Below are 18,349 nucleotides of genomic sequence, written 5' to 3' on the forward strand. Positions count from 1 at the left end.
CTTTTTTTATGGATTAATCTATATGTACTTATAGCTTTCTTACATTGACAGCCTGGAGACCTTTACGTCCGTCTGTTACTTCAAATTCTACGGCATCTCCGTCTCTTAAAACATCGATTCCACCAATCACATCTTTAAAATGTACAAAGATGTCTTGGCCATCTTCTTGAACAATAAATCCAAATCCTTTTTGGGCATTAAACCATTTTACTTTTCCGGTTTTCATTACTATAAATTTATAATTGTTATAATGTACAATCTTTAACTGTATAGTGATACAACAGCTAAAGATTGCTGGTTAGTTGATTATATCAAAGATATAAAAATGGAAGAATAAAACGAATAAATCCCCTTTTATAATTTGCTATTTGCATCAATGCAATTCAGCTCATTAAATGCTTGTGTTAAGCGCTTTACAAAAGTTTCTTCACCTTTTCTTAACCAAACACGCGGATCGTAGAATTTTTTATTAGGAGTATCCGGACTTTTAGAATCACCGATTTGTGATTGAAGTGAATCTTCATTTGCTTGATAATATAATCTCACTCCATCCCAGAAAGCCCATTGCATATCTGTATCAATATTCATTTTTACAGCACCATATGACAATGCCTCTTTTATTTCTTCTGGAGAAGATCCAGATCCACCATGAAATACAAAGTTTACTGGTTTATCTTCTTTAGTATTATATTTTTCTTTAATATACTTTTGCGAGTTATTTAAAATAACCGGCTGAAGCTTCACATTTCCAGGCTTATACACCCCGTGAACATTTCCAAAAGCCGCTGCTACTGTAAATTTGTCGCTAACTTCTTTTAACTTCTCGTAGGCATATGCAACTTCTTCTGGCTGTGTATATAATTTTGAACTATCAACATCTGTATTATCAACCCCGTCTTCTTCACCACCCGTAACACCAAGTTCAATTTCAATTGTCATACCCATTGGTTTCATGCGCTTTAAATACTTTGCTGAAGTTTCAATATTTTCTTCAAGCGTTTCTTCTGAAAGATCGAGCATATGAGATGAGAATAAAGGTTTACCATGTTGCTGAAAGAATTTTTCACCATGATCTAATAAACCGTCAATCCAAGGAAGGAGTTTTTTGGCAGCATGGTCTGTATGTAAGATTACTGCAACACCATAATGTTCTGCTAATAAATGCACGTGTTGAGCCGCAGATACTGCACCAAGTACACATGCTTGTAATTTACTATTATCCAGTGTCTTACCTGCATAGAATTGCGCGCCACCATTCGATAACTGAATAATAACAGGAGAATTAACTGCTTTAGCAGTTTCCATAACTGCATTGATTGAATTAGTTCCGATAATATTTACGGCGGGTAAAGCAAACTGATGCTTTTTCGCTATTTCAAATAACTCTTGTACCGCATCACCGTGCAATACTCCTTTATAATTTTTTAAGCTCATTAAATAAGAATTTATAAGAATTTAATTAAAACTGTACGAATTTAGCAAAAAAACTCCGAATGCAAATGATAAAACCTTAACAATGATGCATACGGAATGAAGTAAAAATATTATGGAAGTCTATGTCTATTTTTTTTTGTTAATTTGCATAAACTTCAAAGATTAAGAATGGCTTGGTTTAAACGTAGTAAAATTGGTATTAATACTGCAACAGAAAATAAGAAAGAAGCACCAGATGGATTATGGAAGAAATGTCCTTCTTGTAAGAAACCTCTTTTAAACTCAGAGCAAATTGAGAATCAATACGTTTGTCAATATTGCAACTATCATTTACGCATAGGTTCTGCTGAATATTTTTCAATATTATTTGATAATAACTCTTTTGAGGAGTTATTTCCTAACCTAACATCAGGAGATCCTCTCAATTTTGAAGATACAAAAAAATATACAGACCGCTTAAAGGAAAGCTATTTAAAGACGGGCCTTAAGGATGCTATTCGTTGCGGACATGGAAAAATACAGGGAGAGGATATTGTAATTGCTTGTATGGACTTTGCATTTATTGGAGGATCGATGGGCTCTGTAGTTGGAGAAAAAATTGCTCGATCGATTGATTACTGTATCAACCATAAAGTTCCGTTTCTTTTGATTTCAAAATCTGGAGGAGCACGAATGATGGAAGCTGCATTCTCTCTAATGCAAATGGCTAAGACATCTGCCAAACTTGCTCTTCTAAGCAAAGCTAAAGTCCCTTATATATCCTATTTAACTGATCCAACAACAGGTGGCGTAACTGCTTCTTATGCAATGTTGGGCGATATTAACATATCTGAACCGGGAGCTCTAATTGGATTTGCTGGTCCGCGTGTAATTAAAGAAACTATAAAAAAGGATTTACCAAAAGGTTTTCAAACTGCAGAATTCGTATTAGAACACGGTTTCTTAGACTTTATTGAAGATCGCAGAAATATGAAAAACAAAATTGCATCCTTTATACGTGTAGTACAATAGGATGCAATTATATAATTGTGAATAAGCACAGTTGATTTTAATCTCCCGCTTTGGGACTGGTCCCTGTTAAAGGCTCTCCATGTTTTCTTCCATGCTTAGCATCTTGTATCTTTTTTTGGGTATTTGAAATTACATTATCTGGAGAATCTCCACTTGATGAATTAATATCAGCCAAGCCTTCCTCTTCTATTCGATCTGGCGTAATAATTTTCCCCTTTTTATTTTCATTGTTATTTGACATAATATCCTCCTTTAATTAATTATACAATTAAAGGTTAAACAAGAAAAGAAAGATTATGTTTGATTATCTTAAGGCTTCATGAAGAAAAATCTCCTTGACCTTCGATACTACTATATCAACTTCTTCTTTAGTATTGTACTTGCTGAAAGAAAAACGAACAGAAGGACGTTCAGAATGTGCTCCGATGGCCGTTAAAACATGTGAACCAATATTAGTTCCTGAACTGCAAGCACTACCACCCGATGCAGAAATTCCAGCAATATCTAAGTTAAATAGTAACATATCAGCCATATCCATTTCAGGGAAACAAACATTTAGTACAGTATATAAGCTTTTTTCAGGAACAATTTCTCCATTAAAAGTGCAATCAGGTACATGCTCATTTATTTGTTGAATCATGTAGGTCTTCAAATTCTGAATATAGTTCTGGTGATCTTCCATTTCATCATAAGCTAACTCCAAAGCTTTAGCCAAACCTACAATACCATAAACATTTTCAGTCCCGCCACGCATATTACGTTCTTGAGCACCACCAAACAACAAAGGTTTTATCTTTATATTATGGTTGATATAAATAAATCCTACCCCTTTAGGTCCGTGCAATTTATGAGCAGCGCAAGTCACAAAATCAACGGGCAATTTCCCTAGATCATGCCTATAATGCCCCATAGTTTGCACTGTATCGCAATGGAATAATGCATCGTATTTTCGGCATATCGCAGAAACCTGCTCAATATCTAGTAATGTACCAATTTCATTATTAGCATGCATTAAAGAAACAAGCGTCTTTGGAGAGTTCTGAAGTAGTTCTTCTAGTTGTTCCAAATTAATATTACCTTTTGAATCAACTTGCAAAAGACTGTATTTAAGACCTTTTGATTTTTCTAATTCTTCTAAAGTATGTAATACAGCATGATGTTCGATTGGCGAACTAATAACATGATTAATGCTATAGCTTTCTAATGCCATACGAATAGCCATATTATCTGCCTCCGTTCCTCCTGAAGTAAAAAATATTTCCGAAGGAGATACATTGAGCAAATGAGCTACAGTCTTTCTGGCCTTTTCAATCAAGGTCCTTACTTCTCTTCCATGTGCATGAATAGATGAAGGGTTCCCATAATGGTCTCTCATTACCTTAGTCATCTCCTCAAAGACCAACGGATCAATGGCAGTTGTAGCTGCATTATCAAAATATATACGCATGCTGCAAATTTACAAATTACTCTCTACCAATGACAACACATCATTAATAACTTTCTCTGCAATGACATTTGCTTGTTCAACTGTTGCTGCTTCAGAATATACACGGATTATAGGTTCTGTATTTGATTTGCGAAGATGGACCCATTCATTTTCAAAATCAATTTTTAAACCATCGATCGTACTATGATTTTCGTTGATATAAATATCACGAACACCATCTAATATCTTATCAATATTCATCCCTTCAGTAAGGGATATCTTGTTTTTAGACATATGGTAGACAGGATATGTATCTCTCAATTCTGAAATTCGGATCTTCTTTTTAGCTAGATGTGTCAAAAATAATGCTATCCCAGCCAATGCATCTCTCCCATAATGTGTTTCAGGATAAATTACACCACCGTTTCCTTCTCCACCTATTACAGCCTGAACCTCTTTCATTTTATTAACTACGTTGACCTCTCCTACCGCCGCGGCATAATACTGTCCCCCATGTTTTAGAGTTACATCTCGCAGAGCTCGAGTAGAAGATAGGTTGGAAACTGTATTACCTGGAGTACTTTCTAATATAAAGTCAGCAACTGCAACCAAGGTGTACTCCTCTCCAAACATTTCTCCATTCTCCATAACAAAGCATAAACGATCTACATCCGGATCAACCGCAATACCAAGATCTGCTCCTTTCTCAACAACAAGATTAGACAGAACAGTCAAGTTTTCTGCTAAGGGTTCTGGGTTGTGAGGAAAGTTACCTGAGGGATCACAATACAACTCATATATTACATTTACACCCAAAGCTTTTAGAAGTGCTGGAACGAAAATACCACCTGTAGAATTAACAGCATCTACTACAATTTTAAAATCAGCTTCCCTTATGGCAGCTACATCAACAAGTTTAAGTGAGAGTATTTGATCAATATGTTTTTGAAGATAAGTGTCATTTAGTTCTAATTTTCCCAAATTATATACATCAGAAAAATCGAAATCAAGTTCTTCTGCAATCTCTAGAACTTGTTTACCTTGTTCATCATTAATAAATTCACCCTTCTCATTTAATAATTTCAAAGCATTCCATTGGGCAGGATTATGACTCGCAGTGAGAATTATCCCACCACCTGCCCCTTCCATTGGGACCGCAATTTCTACTGTGGGGGTTGTTGATAAGCCTAGATCCACTACATCGATTCCTATACTTTGAAGAGTACCAACAACTAAATTTCTTACCATTTCACCAGAAATCCTGGCATCACGCCCTATTACAATCTTATTAATACCAGTATTCTTCTGGATTAGTTTACCAAAGCCGGCTGTAAACCTAACAATATCAAGAGGACTCAACCCTTCATTAGGACGTCCACCAATTGTACCTCTAATCCCTGAAATAGATTTTATTAAAGTCATAGTTCATTTTATTTGGGAGTAAAAGTAAGCATATCTTCAACTTGTATCAACAACATGTAACCAAATTCGATAAGGAATACCAATCCTATAAATTTATTATATTTGCAGTTAAATTGGTCCAGGAACAAATGGAAAAGAAGTGGTTTGAAAGTTGGTTTAATACTCCTTATTATCATATTTTATACAAGAATCGCGACAATGCTGAAGCTGCTCTTTTTATTGACAACCTTTTTGAACACCTTCATCCAAGCAAACATGCTACCTTATTAGATATAGCTTGTGGTAGAGGCAGACATGCTAAGTACATGAGTGATAAAGGATACAATACAACAGGTATTGATCTTTCAGAATCAAGTATTGCTTACGCTAAGAAATATGAAAATGAAAACCTATACTTTCAAGTTCAGGATATGAGGCAAGCATACTGTAATAGCTGTTTTGATTTTGCATTCAACCTTTTTACAAGTTTTGGCTATTTTGAAACGGAGAAAGAACATCTGGATGCATTAAAAGTTTTTAATGCGGCACTGAAACCGAATGGAATATTAGTACTTGATTATTTTAATGCATACAAAGCTATTAAAGACCTGGTACCAACCGAGATTAAGAATAAAAACAACATAACATTTAATATATCAAAACACTTAGAAGGTAAAAAGATTCATAAAAATATTGAATTTGAGGATGACAACCAATCTCATCAATACGTGGAAGAAGTGTTTGCCTTTACTTTGCAAGATTTTCATTCAATGTTAGAACAAAGTAACTTTACAATTATTGAGAAATTTGGAAACTATCACTTTCAAGATTTCAACCAAGACGAATCACAAAGATTAATCCTAATTTGTAAAAAGAATCATGCTTGAATACCTAACTGAAATTGACAAAATAGTTTTTTTGTCAATTAACCAAGGGTTATCAAATCCATTTTTTGATTTCCTAATGCCTATTCTAAGAAATCCTTACACATGGGCACCGCTCTATCTCTTCATCTTAATTTTTGCAATAAAGAATTACAAGAAGCGAGGAATTATAATGATACTTTTCTTTCTCCTATCTTTCGGTTTGGGAGATATGATTTCTGCATCTGTTATCAAACCTCAGGTAATGCGTGTGAGGCCATGCAATGATATTCCTTTTAAAGAGCAAGTTAAAGTACGCGTACGTTGTGGCAGTGGCTATAGCATGCCTTCTTCCCATGCTACTAATCACTTTGCAATGGGAGTCTTTCTATTAATGGTTTTTAGAAAAAAATGGAAGCCGATCATTTGGTTAAGCATCTTATGGGCTGCGTCTATAAGCTTTGCACAAATTTATGTCGGTGTGCATTATCCCGGAGATATTTTAGTAGGCACACTCTTAGGTGTATTAATAGGCTTATTCACCTCTAGTATTTTCCTATTTTTCCAACCAGATGAACCCAGGATAACCGCATGATAATTAGTATACTATTCCTTTCTGCTCTTCTTGGCGGTCTCTCAGTTTTTATTGTAAAACGAGATAATTCTAAGATGCTAAAATTAATATTAGCATTTAGTGGCGCCTACCTTTTTTCGATAACTATCTTACATTTAATTCCGGATGTTTATATAAATGCCGATGAATCTATTGGACTTTTTATTCTAGGAGGGTTCATCTTTCAGCTTATACTAGAACAGTTCTCACAAGGAATCGAACATGGTCATATCCATCATCATGAGCATAAACTATCTCAAGCATTCCCAATTGGAATTATGTTTAGCTTATGCTTACATGCTTTTTTAGAAGGGATGCCATTAGCCGGCGATCATAAGAATTACTTATTATTCGGTATTTCGCTACATCATATTCCAGCCGCATTTGCTTTAGGTTCTTTACTTTTAAATACACACATTTCTAAGCAAAAGATAATAGTATTACTGGTAGTATTTGCAATGATGTCTCCCTTAGGTTATTTATTAAGTTTTGGAATTAAAGCCAATCAATTAGGGGATATAAATCAATACTTTGATCGCATAATGGCTGTTGTTATTGGTATATTTTTACACATATCTACCACGATACTTTTTGAATCATCAACTTCAGGTCACCATTATAATCGACAGAAAGCAATAGCAGTCTTATTAGGGGTTTCTGTTTCTTTATTAAATTTCCTGTTCCATTAATCCTATTTTCCTTATAAAACCAGAAGATTGCTATCCTAATTTTTTAACGGGAATCCTATCCTTATAATAACCTGCTAACTTGTGACCATCACCGTGTATGGTCCAAATTTCTTGAGGTTCTACATACTTGATATAGTCCAATATGTCATTCCAATCAACATGGTCGGAAATATATAAAGACACACTATTATTCCTTTGTAAATGTTCCCAACCAGATGCAAAAACTTTAACCATATCACCTTTTCGGATTGAGCTATTAAAAGTAATTGGAGGAACAATATATACAAATTCCTTAAAGCGATTTTGTTTCATGATTTTTCTGTCGTATGCCTTATAAATAAGCTTATTTATTCCAAATTGCTCATAAACTTTATGGATACGCATTATCGAATGATGCAATAAGACAATCTTATCTGGACAGTGGATATTAATAAGTTGATTTATACGCTGTGCTTTACCCAAGGGATAGGCACCCAACAGAATATTATATGATATTCCGCATAATTTGCGAATTTCAGTCTCAGGATCAGGATGGTTTATCTCCGGATTTGCAAATGTACTCTCTGTTATCAGAACATTAGCCTTAACATAATCAATCGGCTCACAGGTAGCATCTTCCTGTATTTTATAATCTCCCGTATAAAGATATCGTACTCCTTTGTAAACCATTAAAATCTGTGCAGAACCCAAAACATGCCCAGCAGAAAATAGTTGAATTTGAACATCATTTACAAAAAATTCTTGATAAAAGTCTTTTGGTATAAACCTAAAGGATGCCTGACCACTATAACGGCTTTCCATAATAGCTTGAGTTGCCCGTGTACAATAAACTTCTAAATTGCCTGGACAAGCGTGATCAGCATGAGCATGAGAGATTATGGCACAGGTTACAGGCATTTTCGGATCAATATGGAAATCTCCATATTTACAATATAAACCTGATGTTGTTTGGATTATAAAGTCATCTATTATATTCACTTCGTTAGACCTTATTATTGAAATATTCATTCAATTTTAACACCTGAGGGATAATAGGTTCCTTGCCATCATTTATAATTATAAAATCAGCTAACTTCTTCTTTTCTTCTTCTGGCATTTGCTTATCCATTCTGGACCGCACATTATCCTCATCAACACGCTCCCTTTCTATAACACGCTTTATACGAATATCTTCCGGAGAGGTTACCACAATAACAAAATCACAATCTTTATAAGACCCACTTTCAAATAAAATGGCCGCCTCTTTAATAATATAAGCAGATTTCTGTTGTTTAGACCAATCCTCAAAAGCCTTTATTGCAGCAGGATGCACTAAGAGATTCAACTTTTTCAATGCCTCCTCATTATTAAAAACTTTATTAGCTAAATACTTTCTATTCAATTCATTATTGGAAGAATATGATTCTTCTCCAAACTCTGCCTTTATAGAAGCAATTAGAGAATCATCTGTAGACATGATAGATTTAGCAGTCATATCTGCATTAAATACAGGTATTCCCAACGTTTCAAAAACCCGACAAACGGTGGTTTTACCAGTTCCAATTCCTCCGGTTATGCCAATTTTAAGCATTATATCATCTTTTTATAATGAAGTCTATATTTTGAGGATTTATTTTTACAATCTTACAAAAATCTGGAGATTTGATTAAAATAACAGGCAATGTGCTTACCTTATTTTCTGTCCAGTTTTTCAAATCAACAACAGCTTCAAATGAATTGGAAGTGATATTTGAATAGTTTTTAAGTGAGACTAATACTGTTATTTTAACCTTAGAAGGAATAAGCCGTACAGACGAGTATCTTTCTCCATTTTCAACTTTCAGCGGCAGCTCAAGCACCTTTTCTGTAACCTCACCTATTGGGACATTTACTTCGACTGAGGTTGGATAAACATTGATATTTGCTTTGCCTTTCTGCTGAAGGAATAAACGTCCCGTAAAATCAGAATCAAGACCTTTACGTTTAAGGGTATCGGTTTCCCACTCTTCTATTCGTACCAGGTCTTCTAAAGGCCCTGTGATTGTAACATAAGCCGGATTAATGCGAATACTATCAATAATATTATACTGCTTTTGAAAACTAAGATCAGATACAAACTTTACAGGTACCTTTTTTACAGTCTGCTTAGAAAAATCAAAATAGAGAGTGTCTGGTGTGATCGATACGACTCGTTGAGTCCCTCCAAATTGTCTATTGATAAAACCCATCTGACTAGAAAAAACTATCCAGTCTCTTGTCCTTAAAGGACTCAGATCAATATCAATATCCTGCGATTGTAAACTGAGCTTCGAAAATAATACCTGCCAGCCAGACCCTTCTATCTGGAGATCAACTGTATCGGATTGTAAAGGGTGAAAAGCTCTATTATCAGGGGCGTTCATATAACGCACAGCTGCAGGAACCTGATATAGATAATTACTAGACATCGCAAATAAACCCCATGACAAAACCGAGATCACAACACATACTATGAATATGCGGGCTTTCTGCTTTTGTAATTTGGTTAAATTCAAAATTGCCATGAGCTAGAATAAAAAATTAAACGCTTAACAAATAGTTAATTAAACTATTCGTTAAGCGTTCTAAAGACTTTTTTCTACTGAGCGTTCGCTACTTTAGATGCATCTAAAGACACTGAACTTTTATCAAAGCGGATTTTAACACCACTTCCTACATCTAATAAAATAGATGTATCACCAAGCTCTACAATGCGGCCGTGAATACCAGCAGTAGTCACTACCTTATCATTTACTTTTAATGCTTCGATATATTTTTTATGATCTTTTGACTTTTTCATTTGTGGACGAATCATAAAAAAGTAGAATACCACAATGATTAAAATCATAGGTAAAAAACCCATTAAACCACCACCGCTCGTTGCTTGTAATAAAATTGTTCCTGTTGTCATAATTTTTATTTTTGTATGTTATTTTACTTCTCCTTTTAAATGAAAGATTGTTTGGGAAGGATATGCATTAGATTCCATAGTGATAACTTTGTGTTGCAATCCCGGCTGATTACTCGTATCGAATACTACATCGATTGTAAATTCTTCTCCTGGTTTAATAGGATGCTTTGGATAATAAGGTGTCGTACATCCACAAGAAGCACGAACAGAATTAATTATCAAGGGTGTTTTACCAGTATTTGTAAATGCATATTCATGGGATACCTTCTCACCTTCTTTGACTTCACCAAAACTATAAGTATCTGTTTCTTGATATACAATAGGAGCATTGGTTGTATCTACCGAAGCTTCTACTGAAGACTCGGTGGCAACCGATCCTGTACTATCTATGTTCCCTTGTTCACTATCCTGGCTCCCACTACCGCATGAAGCAAGAAAGAATGAAGCAGAAAGCACTAATATTAGATTTTTCATTCAAACATGGTTTATTTACAAATATAAATTTTATTCATTTAATCCACGACCTTGTTTACGAATTCTACCAGATGTCTTTAACTCTGATAGTACCTTATCAAGAATTCCGTTGATAAACGTATTACTTTTGGGTGTACTGAAAACTTTAGAGATTTCAATATATTCATTAATAGTTACTTTAACCGGTATCGATGAAAAATTGATCAATTCACAAATCGCTAACCGCATTATTAAAGTATCCATTAATGCAATCCTATCAGCCTCCCAATTTTTTGTCTTACCACTAATAAAGCTTTGGTATTCATCAGAATGGCTAACGGCTAAAATAAATAGATCTAGGATAAACTCTCTATCTTCATCCCAATTTGGTGTTAGTTCGGCTAAATGGTTATTCGAAGACTCCACAGAACTAAAGTTCTTAAAGGTTTTGGCAACCAAAGCTTGTAGAACTTCCTTATCAAGCTGCCAATTAATAAATTTCTCTTCAAATACTTGTTCAACCGAAGGTAGTTGAAGAATTATTCGCTTAAAAATATATTTAATAATATCCTTTTCAGCTGCTATCGAATGGTCATCGTTATTTAAATAAGCTTCATATTCTTCTGAATTCTTCAAACTCTGAAATATTTCACGAGCAATTTCAGGATCAAATGCCCAAGATACTCGATACTTCTTTGTCTGATCTATAAACTTACCGTTCTTCCTCAAAGATTCGATAAATGCATTATTCTGGAAACGAAGGTTACTATTTAAATCATTCTCCGTAGGTAAATGTTTTCTTGCTCTACCCTCTGCATCAATCGCGGTATAATCCGCCACTTCAATCAAGAGATTTAACAACCATATGTACATTTCATATACTTGGTCGACACTATTTAAGAGCGATTTTTCAAATTTAGAAACTTCCTTTTCTTCGGATTGATTATAGGCATATAAAGTTTGTAAAACTTTTATACGCAGATGTCTTCTGTTTAACATAAATATAAAGAACGATTTTTTTTAATGGAAATATAACCTTTAATTAGATTTGAAATTATTGATAATTTTAATAGAATTTATGCGGTCTTCAGCAATTTTATTAGCTGCTAAATGAGTAGAGATGTTCTCTGACTTCGATCGCTGAATAACAGAACGAGTAGCCTCATAAATATTCTCTGCTAACTCAAGAGTTCTTGATGAGGAATAACCTGCTAATTCAGAATAGCAGCTAATTAATCCTCCGGCGTTAATTAAATAATCGGGTGCAAATAATATTCCTCTTTCTAAAAGCATTTTGCCGTGTTTGCCCTCATCTTCTAACTGATTATTGGCTGATCCGGCAATAATCTTACAGTTCAATCTTGGAATAGTATTATCATTTAATGTCCCACCCAATGCACAAGGGGCGTAAACATCGATATCTAAGTCATAGATTCTATTATTTTGAACGATTTCCGCGCCATATTTATTTGCAACTTTAATCATTCGATCTTCTATGATATCACTTATGTAAACTTTAGCATTTTCACTTCTTAATAAAGCAACTAACCCTTCACCCACTTGGCCTGTCCCCTGAACTAACACAGTTCTTCCAGCTAAACTATCATTGCCAAAAAGCTCCTTTATTCCAGCCTTAATACCGTAATAAACACTTTTTGCCGTAAATGGGGAGGAATCTCCGCTACCACCAACAGAACTAGGTAAACCAGCAACATAGGGAGTTTCCATTTTTATAATCTCCATATCTCGCGGATCTGTACCAATATCCAAAGAGGTAATATAGCTTCCATTAAGTTCATTCACAAATTGACCAAAACGACGCAAAAGAACTTCTGTTTTTTGAGTGCGGCTATCTCCAATAATAATTGCATTGCCTCCTCCAAAATTAACACCCGTAATCGCCGACTTATAAGTCATTGCTTTCGATAAACGCAATGAATCTTTAATTGCCTCTTCTTCCGTACGATACTCAAGCATACGAGTACCACCTATTGCAGGGCCCAAAGTAGTATTGTGAATAGTAATGATTGCCTTTAAACCGACTTCCTCATCATTACAAAAAACTATTTGCTGATGACCAAAACGTCTAAGTAAATCAAATATGCTATTATTTATTTTATTCTCAGTGTCCATCTTTAATTAGCAGTCGGCAAATATTGCCAAAAGTAATAATTTTTTAGATTAATTTACTGATTCATTCAATTAATCAAGCCTATGCACCTATCAATATATTTCATATTTTTGTACACCAATGAAATACTTACTATACCTTAATAAATATTTCTATAAATATCGATGGAGATTAATTCCAGGTGTATTATTCGTTATTGCATCTAATTATTTTGCCATTCTTCCTGCTCAAGTAATTCGAGTCGCATTCGACCTTGTAAAAGAAAACATAAGCCTCTATCAATTATTCGATGGTTTTGACAGGCAAAAAGAGATATATCAAATCTTTGGCTATAGCCTGTTGCTATTTGGAGCCCTAGTTTTAACACTTGCTATTATCCGAGGCTTATTTTTATTCTTAATGCGCCAAACAATAATTCTAACATCCAGGCATATTGAATATGATTTAAAAAACGAAATATATAGCCATTATCAAGAATTAGATATGGCATTTTTCCGAAAAAACAATACCGGAGATCTTTTGAATAGAGTAACTGAAGACGTAGGAAGAGTGCGCGGTTATCTGGGACCTGCATTAATGTATTCAATCAACACCATTGTCTTAACAATTATGGTTGTCATTGCTATGCTAAATGTAAATTCAACGTTAACATTTTACGCTTTACTACCAATCCCTTTCTTGGCAACGGTTATTCTTTTCATAAATAAAATTATCAATCAACGAAGCGAACGCATACAGCAACAGCTCTCTTCACTATCTAATTTCGTACAAGAAACGTTTTCTGGTATTCGGGTTTTAAAAAGCTATAATCGAGAAGAAAGAAAAATGCATGATTTTCGAAAGGAAGGAGATACCTATAAAGACGCCTCCATTTCTTTAGTCAAGGCACAGGCAATATTTTTTCCGCTTATTTTAATGTTAGTAGGACTCAGTACAATCTTAACTGTTTACATTGGTGGTCAAGAAGTTATTAAGGGAAACATTTCTTCAGGAAACATTGCTGAATTTATTGTTTACGTAAGCCAATTAACATTTCCAGCTATGTCCTTAGCCTGGGTAAATTCTTTAATTCAACGAGCAGCAGCTTCGCAAAAGCGAATAAACGAGTTTCTGGAAACCCAACCCGAGATTTACAACACCAATGGGACATCCAGTAAAATAAATGGACATATCAGATTTGATAATGTATCTTTTACATACCCTCACACAGGTATAGAAGCTTTAAAGAATGTTACATTTGAAGTGCAACCAGGAGAAACGCTCGCTATCCTAGGTCGTACGGGTTCTGGAAAATCAACCATTGCGGCTCTATTAATGCGCATGTACGATGTACAATCGGGAGCAGTTTTAATGGATAATAAGCACATTGGTTCTTATAACTTACAAGACTATAGAAGACAATTCGGATATGTACCTCAAGGTGTATTCTTATTTTCAGATACACTTGCCCGGAATATCGCGTTCGGCCTTGATAATGTAGATCAAGAAAAAGTTGAAACAGCCGCGAAAGCGGCAGCTGTCTACAATAATATCATCAATTTCAACAATGGTTTCCAGACTGAAATAGGAGAAAGGGGTTTAACGCTCTCTGGCGGACAAAAACAGCGAGTATCCATAGCTCGTGCGCTAGTTACAGAACCAGAAGTACTTATATTTGACGATTCCTTGTCAGCAGTCGATACGAAAACTGAAGAAGAAATTCTTGAAAATCTTAATAAGATCATGAAGAACAGAACCAGTATTCTGATCTCTCATCGCGTATCAACTATAAAGAATGCTGACAAAATTATACTACTTGAGGCAGGAAGAATTGTTGAGGAAGGTACCCACCAAGAGTTAATATCAAAAAATGGAAAATATTTCGAACTCTATGAGAAACAAAAGCTCGATGAAGAAAAAATCTATTCCTAATTAGCGAAATTTCGTTTGAGTTCTGTCCATTAAACTCATTTGCTCTTTCATTGTTTTTATTTGTTCCGCCAAGAGCTTATTGGTATCTGCACGCTTAGCTTCTTGAAGAAAACGTGTTGCTTCTCTCTTATTACGCTTTGCCATTGCAATTCCTGCTAAACTAATATAAGCCATAGCTGTATTATGACTCATACCCAAACCAGCAGAGAGTGCACGTTTAAAGTATTTCTCAGATTTTAATGGCGCTATACGTGACTCTATTAAACCTATTAACAGAAAATAATAACCGTGTTGACTTTTGATAAGCTGCTTCTCAAAATTGGTAATATTATTTAGCCACATTTCAGCTTTATCCATCTTTTCCTTTCGAAGATAGAATTGGGCAATCAGCATATTCTCATTATAGAAAAATGTTACACCAACTAAAATAGCTATTAATATAATCAATATCCCCCAACCCCAGTAACCAAAAACGAATAAAGTAACGGCAGTCCCCAAGAGACCGAAAGCTATTATTAAGCGAACTATATTAGGCATTTTAATTTCTTTTAATATGTATATTTTGTGCAAATATCTACTTATTTAGCCGTTTTAACAACTCATTCGTTTAATAAATAGAAAATCATTAATTTCGGAAATGGAATTCACAATGTATGGAAAATGGAAAGAAGTCTTAGCAGATGAACTTAACCAACCCTATATTAAAGAGCTTGAAGAATTCTTAGATAAGGAATACAGCAGATATAACGTATTCCCTCCTATTGATTTAATTTTCGATGCGTTTAAAAAAACTTCTTTTGACAATGTGAAGGTAGTCTTATTAGGGCAAGATCCTTATCATAAAATCGAACAAGCAAGAGGATTGGCATTCTCTGTTCCCAAAGACGTTTCAATACCTCCTTCTTTACGAAATATATACAAAGCACTAAAGAATGACCTAGAAAATTTTGAGATTCCGACACATGGGGACCTTTCCTCTTGGGCAGATCAAGGAGTTTTATTACTAAATACTACTTTAACGGTACGAGAAAATCAAGCTGGTTCACATCAAAAACATGGTTGGGAACGTTTTACAGACAAAGTAATTCATTTGCTATCAGAAAAACAGAAAGGAATTGTATTTCTTTTATGGGGCAATCCGGCTCAGGCGAAGGCAAGATTAATTGATACAAATAAACATTTTATTTTAAAAACAGTACACCCCTCACCACTATCTGCACATCGAGGTTTTCTTACCTGCGAACACTTTTCTAAGACAAATGAATTTCTAATAAAAGAGGGAAAAGATCCCATTGACTGGCGAATCCATTCTTAGTATTCCATTGGAATAGTTGGCTCCTTTTTACTTGTAGACATAATCATCATGGTATGAAATGTTTTTACAAAAGGAATCTTGCTGATCTTCTCCATAATTAAGGTTTCATAAGCCTTAATATCCTTAACATACACCTTAAGAATAAAATCACATTGTCCGGTTACATGATGACATTCAGTAACCTCTTTTATATTCTTAATAGAAGCAACAAATTCAGGAATAGCATTATGTGTGTGAAAATCCAGTGAGATTTGGATAAATGATTTAATTCCAAGTCCTAGGAGCTCTTCATCTACCAATGCATGATAGCTTTTTATGTACCCAGAATTTTCAAGTTTACGAACCCGCTCAAGAGTAGGCGCAGGAGACAAACCGATGTTTGAAGAAAGTTGGAGATTGGTTATTCGTCCGTTCTCTTGTAACAGCTTTAATATTTGAAGATCAATTCTATCTGGAACGTAAGCCATAATAATACATTAAGAAGTGAAATTACACAAAACCAAATTATATTCCGATAAATGTATTATTTTTTATCTTCTGATTGTAAAGCAATAGCATACATTTTCATTTGTTTTACCATCGATAATAATCCATTGGCCCTTGTTGGTGAAAGGTGTTCTTTCAGACCAATTTGATCAATAAAATATAGTTCTGTATTAGCAATCTCTTCAGGGCTATGATGCGAGAGAACCTTTACCATTAAACTTACCAAACCTTTAGTAATAATAGCATCACTATCGGCAGTAAAAACTACTTCACCATCAACATAATCAGCATGCAACCATACTTGTGATTGACAGCCTTTGATTAAGTATTGTGGTTTCTTATACACTTCATCAATTAAAGGTAGTTCTTTTCCCAGCTGAATGATATATTCATATTTGGCCATCCAATCCTCAAAAAAAGAAAAGTCTTCAATCAGTTCATCTTGCAAAGCGTTAATACTCATATTAAATAAATTCTAAATTTAGGAAAGCATACTAACAGCTTTCCGCACGCCTTTTACTAAGATATCAATCTCCTCTTTTGTATTATATAAACCAATAGAAGCTCTTACTGTTCCTGGAATTCCATATAATGCCATTAAAGGTTGAGTACAGTGATGACCTGTACGAACAGCTATTCCTAGTTTATCTAAGATTACTCCAATATCATAAGGATGAATCGTTCCTACAACAAAAGAAATCACACTCGACTTCTGCTTCGCTGTACCAATAATTCGCAAGCCATCAATAGCTAATAATTCGTCTGTTGCATATTCCAATAACTCATGTTCATACTGAGCTATCTTATCCAAACCGATGGAATTTATATAATCAATAGCAAAAGCTAATGCAACCCCCGCTTCAATGTTAGGTGTACCCGCCTCAAATTTGAAAGGCAAATCGTTATAGGTGGTCTTTTCGAAACTTACATCCTTAATCATATCTCCACCTCCTTGATAAGGAGGAATAGCATTTAACCACTTTTCCTTACCATATAAAACCCCAACACCCGTAGGTCCATACATCTTATGACCTGAAAAAGCAAGAAAGTCTACGTCTAAAGCCTGAACATCTATTGAAATGTGCTGAATAGCTTGAGCTGCGTCTAGTAAGACAGGAATATCCTGAGCATGCGCCAGGCGAATGATCTCTTTTACCGGATTTATCGTTCCTAATGTATTAGAAACATAGGTTACCGATACGATTTTAACCCGCTCATTTAGGAGATTACCATAGGCATTCATATCCAGCTCTCCAGCATCATTTATTGGAATAACCTTGAGACTTGCTTTTCTACTCTCACAAAGCATCTGCCAAGGCACAATATTAGAATGATGCTCCATAGCTGAGATAAGAACCTCGTCGCCTTCATTTATAAAAGTATTTCCGAAAGTAGAAGCAACTAAATTGATGCTATCAGTAGTACCTTTAGTTAAAATTATTTCATATTCCTCTTTAGAGTTAATGAATGATTTTAATTTTCTACGTGTAACCTCGTAAGCATCAGTAGCTATCTGACTCAAATAATGAACCCCTCTATGAACATTACTATTTTGAGAACTATAGTAATGATTAATAGCATCAATAACTAACTGGGGTTTTTGAGTAGAAGCACCATTGTCTAAATAAACAAGTGGTTTACCATTAACCACACTCTTAAGGATGGGAAAATCGTTGCGTATACTATGAATATCGTAATGTGTCAAAAC

General features: G+C 34.7%; 22 protein-coding genes. 6 read left to right on the plus strand and 16 right to left on the minus strand.

Going from position 1 to position 18,349, the window contains the following annotated elements; all coding sequences use genetic code 11:
* Positions 1-28: 28 nt before the first annotated feature.
* Positions 29-226 (minus strand): cold-shock protein, encoded by a 198-nt coding sequence (locus tag VL047_RS10940; RefSeq protein ID WP_325360512.1) that lies wholly within the window; start codon positions 224-226, stop codon positions 29-31.
* Positions 227-354: 128 nt separating this feature from the next.
* Positions 355-1,434 carry a class II fructose-bisphosphate aldolase gene (gene fbaA, locus VL047_RS10945; protein WP_325360513.1) on the minus strand — a complete coding sequence of 360 codons (1,080 nt, stop codon included), beginning with the start codon at positions 1,432-1,434 and terminating at the stop codon, positions 355-357.
* A 168-nt stretch (positions 1,435-1,602) separates the two neighbouring features.
* Between fbaA and accD the strand changes: the two genes are divergently transcribed.
* Entirely contained in the window at positions 1,603-2,445 is an 843-nt protein-coding gene (accD, locus tag VL047_RS10950) for an acetyl-CoA carboxylase, carboxyltransferase subunit beta (protein ID WP_325360515.1), read from the plus strand.
* A 37-nt stretch (positions 2,446-2,482) separates the two neighbouring features.
* On the opposite strand, the gene VL047_RS10955 is transcribed toward accD, so the two are convergent.
* The 3 genes from VL047_RS10955 to glmM form a co-directional block, all read right to left on the minus strand.
* On the minus strand, positions 2,483-2,686 hold the full coding sequence (locus tag VL047_RS10955; protein ID WP_325360517.1) for a hypothetical protein: 204 nt from the start codon (positions 2,684-2,686) through the stop codon (positions 2,483-2,485).
* Positions 2,687-2,749: 63 nt separating this feature from the next.
* Positions 2,750-3,892 carry a cysteine desulfurase family protein gene (locus VL047_RS10960; protein WP_325360519.1) on the minus strand — a complete coding sequence of 381 codons (1,143 nt, stop codon included), beginning with the start codon at positions 3,890-3,892 and terminating at the stop codon, positions 2,750-2,752.
* A gap of 9 nt (positions 3,893-3,901) precedes the next feature.
* Entirely contained in the window at positions 3,902-5,293 is a 1,392-nt protein-coding gene (glmM, locus tag VL047_RS10965) for a phosphoglucosamine mutase (protein WP_325360521.1), read from the minus strand.
* A gap of 128 nt (positions 5,294-5,421) precedes the next feature.
* Between glmM and VL047_RS10970 the strand changes: the two genes are divergently transcribed.
* Genes VL047_RS10970 through VL047_RS10980 form a run of 3 tightly spaced genes read left to right on the plus strand, consistent with a single transcriptional unit; the run spans position 5,422 to position 7,437 of the window.
* Positions 5,422-6,159, plus strand: a complete 738-nt coding sequence (locus VL047_RS10970; RefSeq protein ID WP_325360523.1) for a class I SAM-dependent methyltransferase — start codon at positions 5,422-5,424, stop codon at positions 6,157-6,159.
* A complete protein-coding gene (locus VL047_RS10975) occupies positions 6,152-6,730 on the plus strand; it encodes a phosphatase PAP2 family protein (protein WP_325360525.1) in 579 nt (192 codons plus the stop codon). The genes VL047_RS10970 and VL047_RS10975 overlap by 8 nt, the downstream gene beginning before the upstream one ends.
* A complete protein-coding gene (locus VL047_RS10980; protein ID WP_325360527.1) occupies positions 6,727-7,437 on the plus strand; it encodes a ZIP family metal transporter in 711 nt (236 codons plus the stop codon). The genes VL047_RS10975 and VL047_RS10980 overlap by 4 nt, the downstream gene beginning before the upstream one ends.
* Before the next feature lie 30 nt (positions 7,438-7,467).
* Here the strand turns inward: VL047_RS10980 and VL047_RS10985 are convergent, their stop codons facing one another.
* The 7 genes from VL047_RS10985 to VL047_RS11015 all read right to left on the minus strand — a co-directional run bounded on the left by VL047_RS10985 (position 7,468) and on the right by VL047_RS11015 (position 12,931).
* On the minus strand, positions 7,468-8,445 hold the full coding sequence (locus tag VL047_RS10985; protein WP_325360529.1) for an exonuclease: 978 nt from the start codon (positions 8,443-8,445) through the stop codon (positions 7,468-7,470).
* A complete protein-coding gene (gene coaE / locus VL047_RS10990) occupies positions 8,420-9,007 on the minus strand; it encodes a dephospho-CoA kinase (protein WP_325360531.1) in 588 nt (195 codons plus the stop codon). The genes VL047_RS10985 and coaE overlap by 26 nt, the downstream gene beginning before the upstream one ends.
* 4 nt (positions 9,008-9,011) lie before the next feature.
* Positions 9,012-9,959, minus strand: a complete 948-nt coding sequence (locus VL047_RS10995; protein ID WP_325360533.1) for a hypothetical protein — start codon at positions 9,957-9,959, stop codon at positions 9,012-9,014.
* A gap of 74 nt (positions 9,960-10,033) precedes the next feature.
* The gene (gene yajC / locus VL047_RS11000; protein WP_325360535.1) at positions 10,034-10,345 is read right to left on the minus strand and encodes a preprotein translocase subunit YajC; all 312 of its coding nucleotides are present in this window, start codon (positions 10,343-10,345) and stop codon (positions 10,034-10,036) included.
* A gap of 18 nt (positions 10,346-10,363) precedes the next feature.
* Positions 10,364-10,819 carry a DUF1573 domain-containing protein gene (locus tag VL047_RS11005; RefSeq protein ID WP_325360537.1) on the minus strand — a complete coding sequence of 152 codons (456 nt, stop codon included), beginning with the start codon at positions 10,817-10,819 and terminating at the stop codon, positions 10,364-10,366.
* Between the two features lie 30 nt (positions 10,820-10,849).
* Positions 10,850-11,797, minus strand: a complete 948-nt coding sequence (gene nusB, locus VL047_RS11010; RefSeq protein ID WP_325360539.1) for a transcription antitermination factor NusB — start codon at positions 11,795-11,797, stop codon at positions 10,850-10,852.
* Between the two features lie 39 nt (positions 11,798-11,836).
* Positions 11,837-12,931, minus strand: coding sequence for a Leu/Phe/Val dehydrogenase (locus tag VL047_RS11015; RefSeq protein ID WP_325360540.1), 1,095 nt, complete (start codon positions 12,929-12,931; stop codon positions 11,837-11,839).
* Positions 12,932-13,049: 118 nt separating this feature from the next.
* On the opposite strand from VL047_RS11015, the gene VL047_RS11020 reads away from it, so the two are divergent.
* Positions 13,050-14,840 (plus strand): ABC transporter ATP-binding protein, encoded by a 1,791-nt coding sequence (locus tag VL047_RS11020; protein ID WP_325360542.1) that lies wholly within the window; start codon positions 13,050-13,052, stop codon positions 14,838-14,840.
* Here VL047_RS11020 and VL047_RS11025 read toward each other — a convergent pair whose 3' ends face one another.
* A complete protein-coding gene (locus VL047_RS11025) occupies positions 14,841-15,377 on the minus strand; it encodes a DUF2892 domain-containing protein (RefSeq protein WP_325360544.1) in 537 nt (178 codons plus the stop codon).
* A 100-nt stretch (positions 15,378-15,477) separates the two neighbouring features.
* On the opposite strand from VL047_RS11025, the gene ung reads away from it, so the two are divergent.
* Complete coding sequence (ung, locus tag VL047_RS11030) at positions 15,478-16,155, plus strand: uracil-DNA glycosylase (protein WP_325360546.1); 678 nt, start codon at positions 15,478-15,480, stop codon at positions 16,153-16,155.
* Here ung and VL047_RS11035 read toward each other — a convergent pair.
* The 3 genes from VL047_RS11035 to VL047_RS11045 are packed head-to-tail and all read right to left on the minus strand — an operon-like array spanning position 16,152 to position 18,346.
* Positions 16,152-16,622 (minus strand): Lrp/AsnC family transcriptional regulator, encoded by a 471-nt coding sequence (locus tag VL047_RS11035; RefSeq protein WP_325360547.1) that lies wholly within the window; start codon positions 16,620-16,622, stop codon positions 16,152-16,154. The two genes, ung and VL047_RS11035, sit on opposite strands and share 4 nt — an antisense overlap.
* Positions 16,623-16,678: 56 nt before the next feature.
* On the minus strand, positions 16,679-17,104 hold the full coding sequence (locus tag VL047_RS11040) for a SufE family protein (protein ID WP_325360549.1): 426 nt from the start codon (positions 17,102-17,104) through the stop codon (positions 16,679-16,681).
* Between the two features lie 18 nt (positions 17,105-17,122).
* The gene (locus tag VL047_RS11045) at positions 17,123-18,346 is read right to left on the minus strand and encodes a cysteine desulfurase (protein ID WP_325360551.1); all 1,224 of its coding nucleotides are present in this window, start codon (positions 18,344-18,346) and stop codon (positions 17,123-17,125) included.
* Positions 18,347-18,349: the final 3 nt, after the last annotated feature.

Origin of the sequence: Albibacterium sp. (assembly GCF_035514885.1) — a bacterium.
Taxonomy (GTDB): domain Bacteria; phylum Bacteroidota; class Bacteroidia; order Sphingobacteriales; family Sphingobacteriaceae; genus Albibacterium.

Bases quoted from the DNA above. Each gene is read 5' to 3' on its own strand.
- VL047_RS10940 (WP_325360512.1), bottom strand. From the start codon at position 226: ATGAAAACCGGAAAAGTAAAATGGTTTAATGCCCAAAAAGGATTTGGA.
- fbaA (WP_325360513.1), bottom strand. From the start codon at position 1,434: ATGAGCTTAAAAAATTATAAAGGAGTATTGCACGGTGATGCGGTACAA.
- accD (WP_325360515.1), top strand. From the start codon at position 1,603: ATGGCTTGGTTTAAACGTAGTAAAATTGGTATTAATACTGCAACAGAA.
- VL047_RS10955 (WP_325360517.1), bottom strand. From the start codon at position 2,686: ATGTCAAATAACAATGAAAATAAAAAGGGGAAAATTATTACGCCAGAT.
- VL047_RS10960 (WP_325360519.1), bottom strand. From the start codon at position 3,892: ATGCGTATATATTTTGATAATGCAGCTACAACTGCCATTGATCCGTTG.
- glmM (WP_325360521.1), bottom strand. From the start codon at position 5,293: ATGACTTTAATAAAATCTATTTCAGGGATTAGAGGTACAATTGGTGGA.
- VL047_RS10970 (WP_325360523.1), top strand. From the start codon at position 5,422: ATGGAAAAGAAGTGGTTTGAAAGTTGGTTTAATACTCCTTATTATCAT.
- VL047_RS10975 (WP_325360525.1), top strand. From the start codon at position 6,152: ATGCTTGAATACCTAACTGAAATTGACAAAATAGTTTTTTTGTCAATT.
- VL047_RS10980 (WP_325360527.1), top strand. From the start codon at position 6,727: ATGATAATTAGTATACTATTCCTTTCTGCTCTTCTTGGCGGTCTCTCA.
- VL047_RS10985 (WP_325360529.1), bottom strand. From the start codon at position 8,445: ATGAATATTTCAATAATAAGGTCTAACGAAGTGAATATAATAGATGAC.
- coaE (WP_325360531.1), bottom strand. From the start codon at position 9,007: ATGCTTAAAATTGGCATAACCGGAGGAATTGGAACTGGTAAAACCACC.
- VL047_RS10995 (WP_325360533.1), bottom strand. From the start codon at position 9,959: ATGGCAATTTTGAATTTAACCAAATTACAAAAGCAGAAAGCCCGCATA.
- yajC (WP_325360535.1), bottom strand. From the start codon at position 10,345: ATGACAACAGGAACAATTTTATTACAAGCAACGAGCGGTGGTGGTTTA.
- VL047_RS11005 (WP_325360537.1), bottom strand. From the start codon at position 10,819: ATGAAAAATCTAATATTAGTGCTTTCTGCTTCATTCTTTCTTGCTTCA.
- nusB (WP_325360539.1), bottom strand. From the start codon at position 11,797: ATGTTAAACAGAAGACATCTGCGTATAAAAGTTTTACAAACTTTATAT.
- VL047_RS11015 (WP_325360540.1), bottom strand. From the start codon at position 12,931: ATGGACACTGAGAATAAAATAAATAATAGCATATTTGATTTACTTAGA.
- VL047_RS11020 (WP_325360542.1), top strand. From the start codon at position 13,050: ATGAAATACTTACTATACCTTAATAAATATTTCTATAAATATCGATGG.
- VL047_RS11025 (WP_325360544.1), bottom strand. From the start codon at position 15,377: ATGCCTAATATAGTTCGCTTAATAATAGCTTTCGGTCTCTTGGGGACT.
- ung (WP_325360546.1), top strand. From the start codon at position 15,478: ATGGAATTCACAATGTATGGAAAATGGAAAGAAGTCTTAGCAGATGAA.
- VL047_RS11035 (WP_325360547.1), bottom strand. From the start codon at position 16,622: ATGGCTTACGTTCCAGATAGAATTGATCTTCAAATATTAAAGCTGTTA.
- VL047_RS11040 (WP_325360549.1), bottom strand. From the start codon at position 17,104: ATGAGTATTAACGCTTTGCAAGATGAACTGATTGAAGACTTTTCTTTT.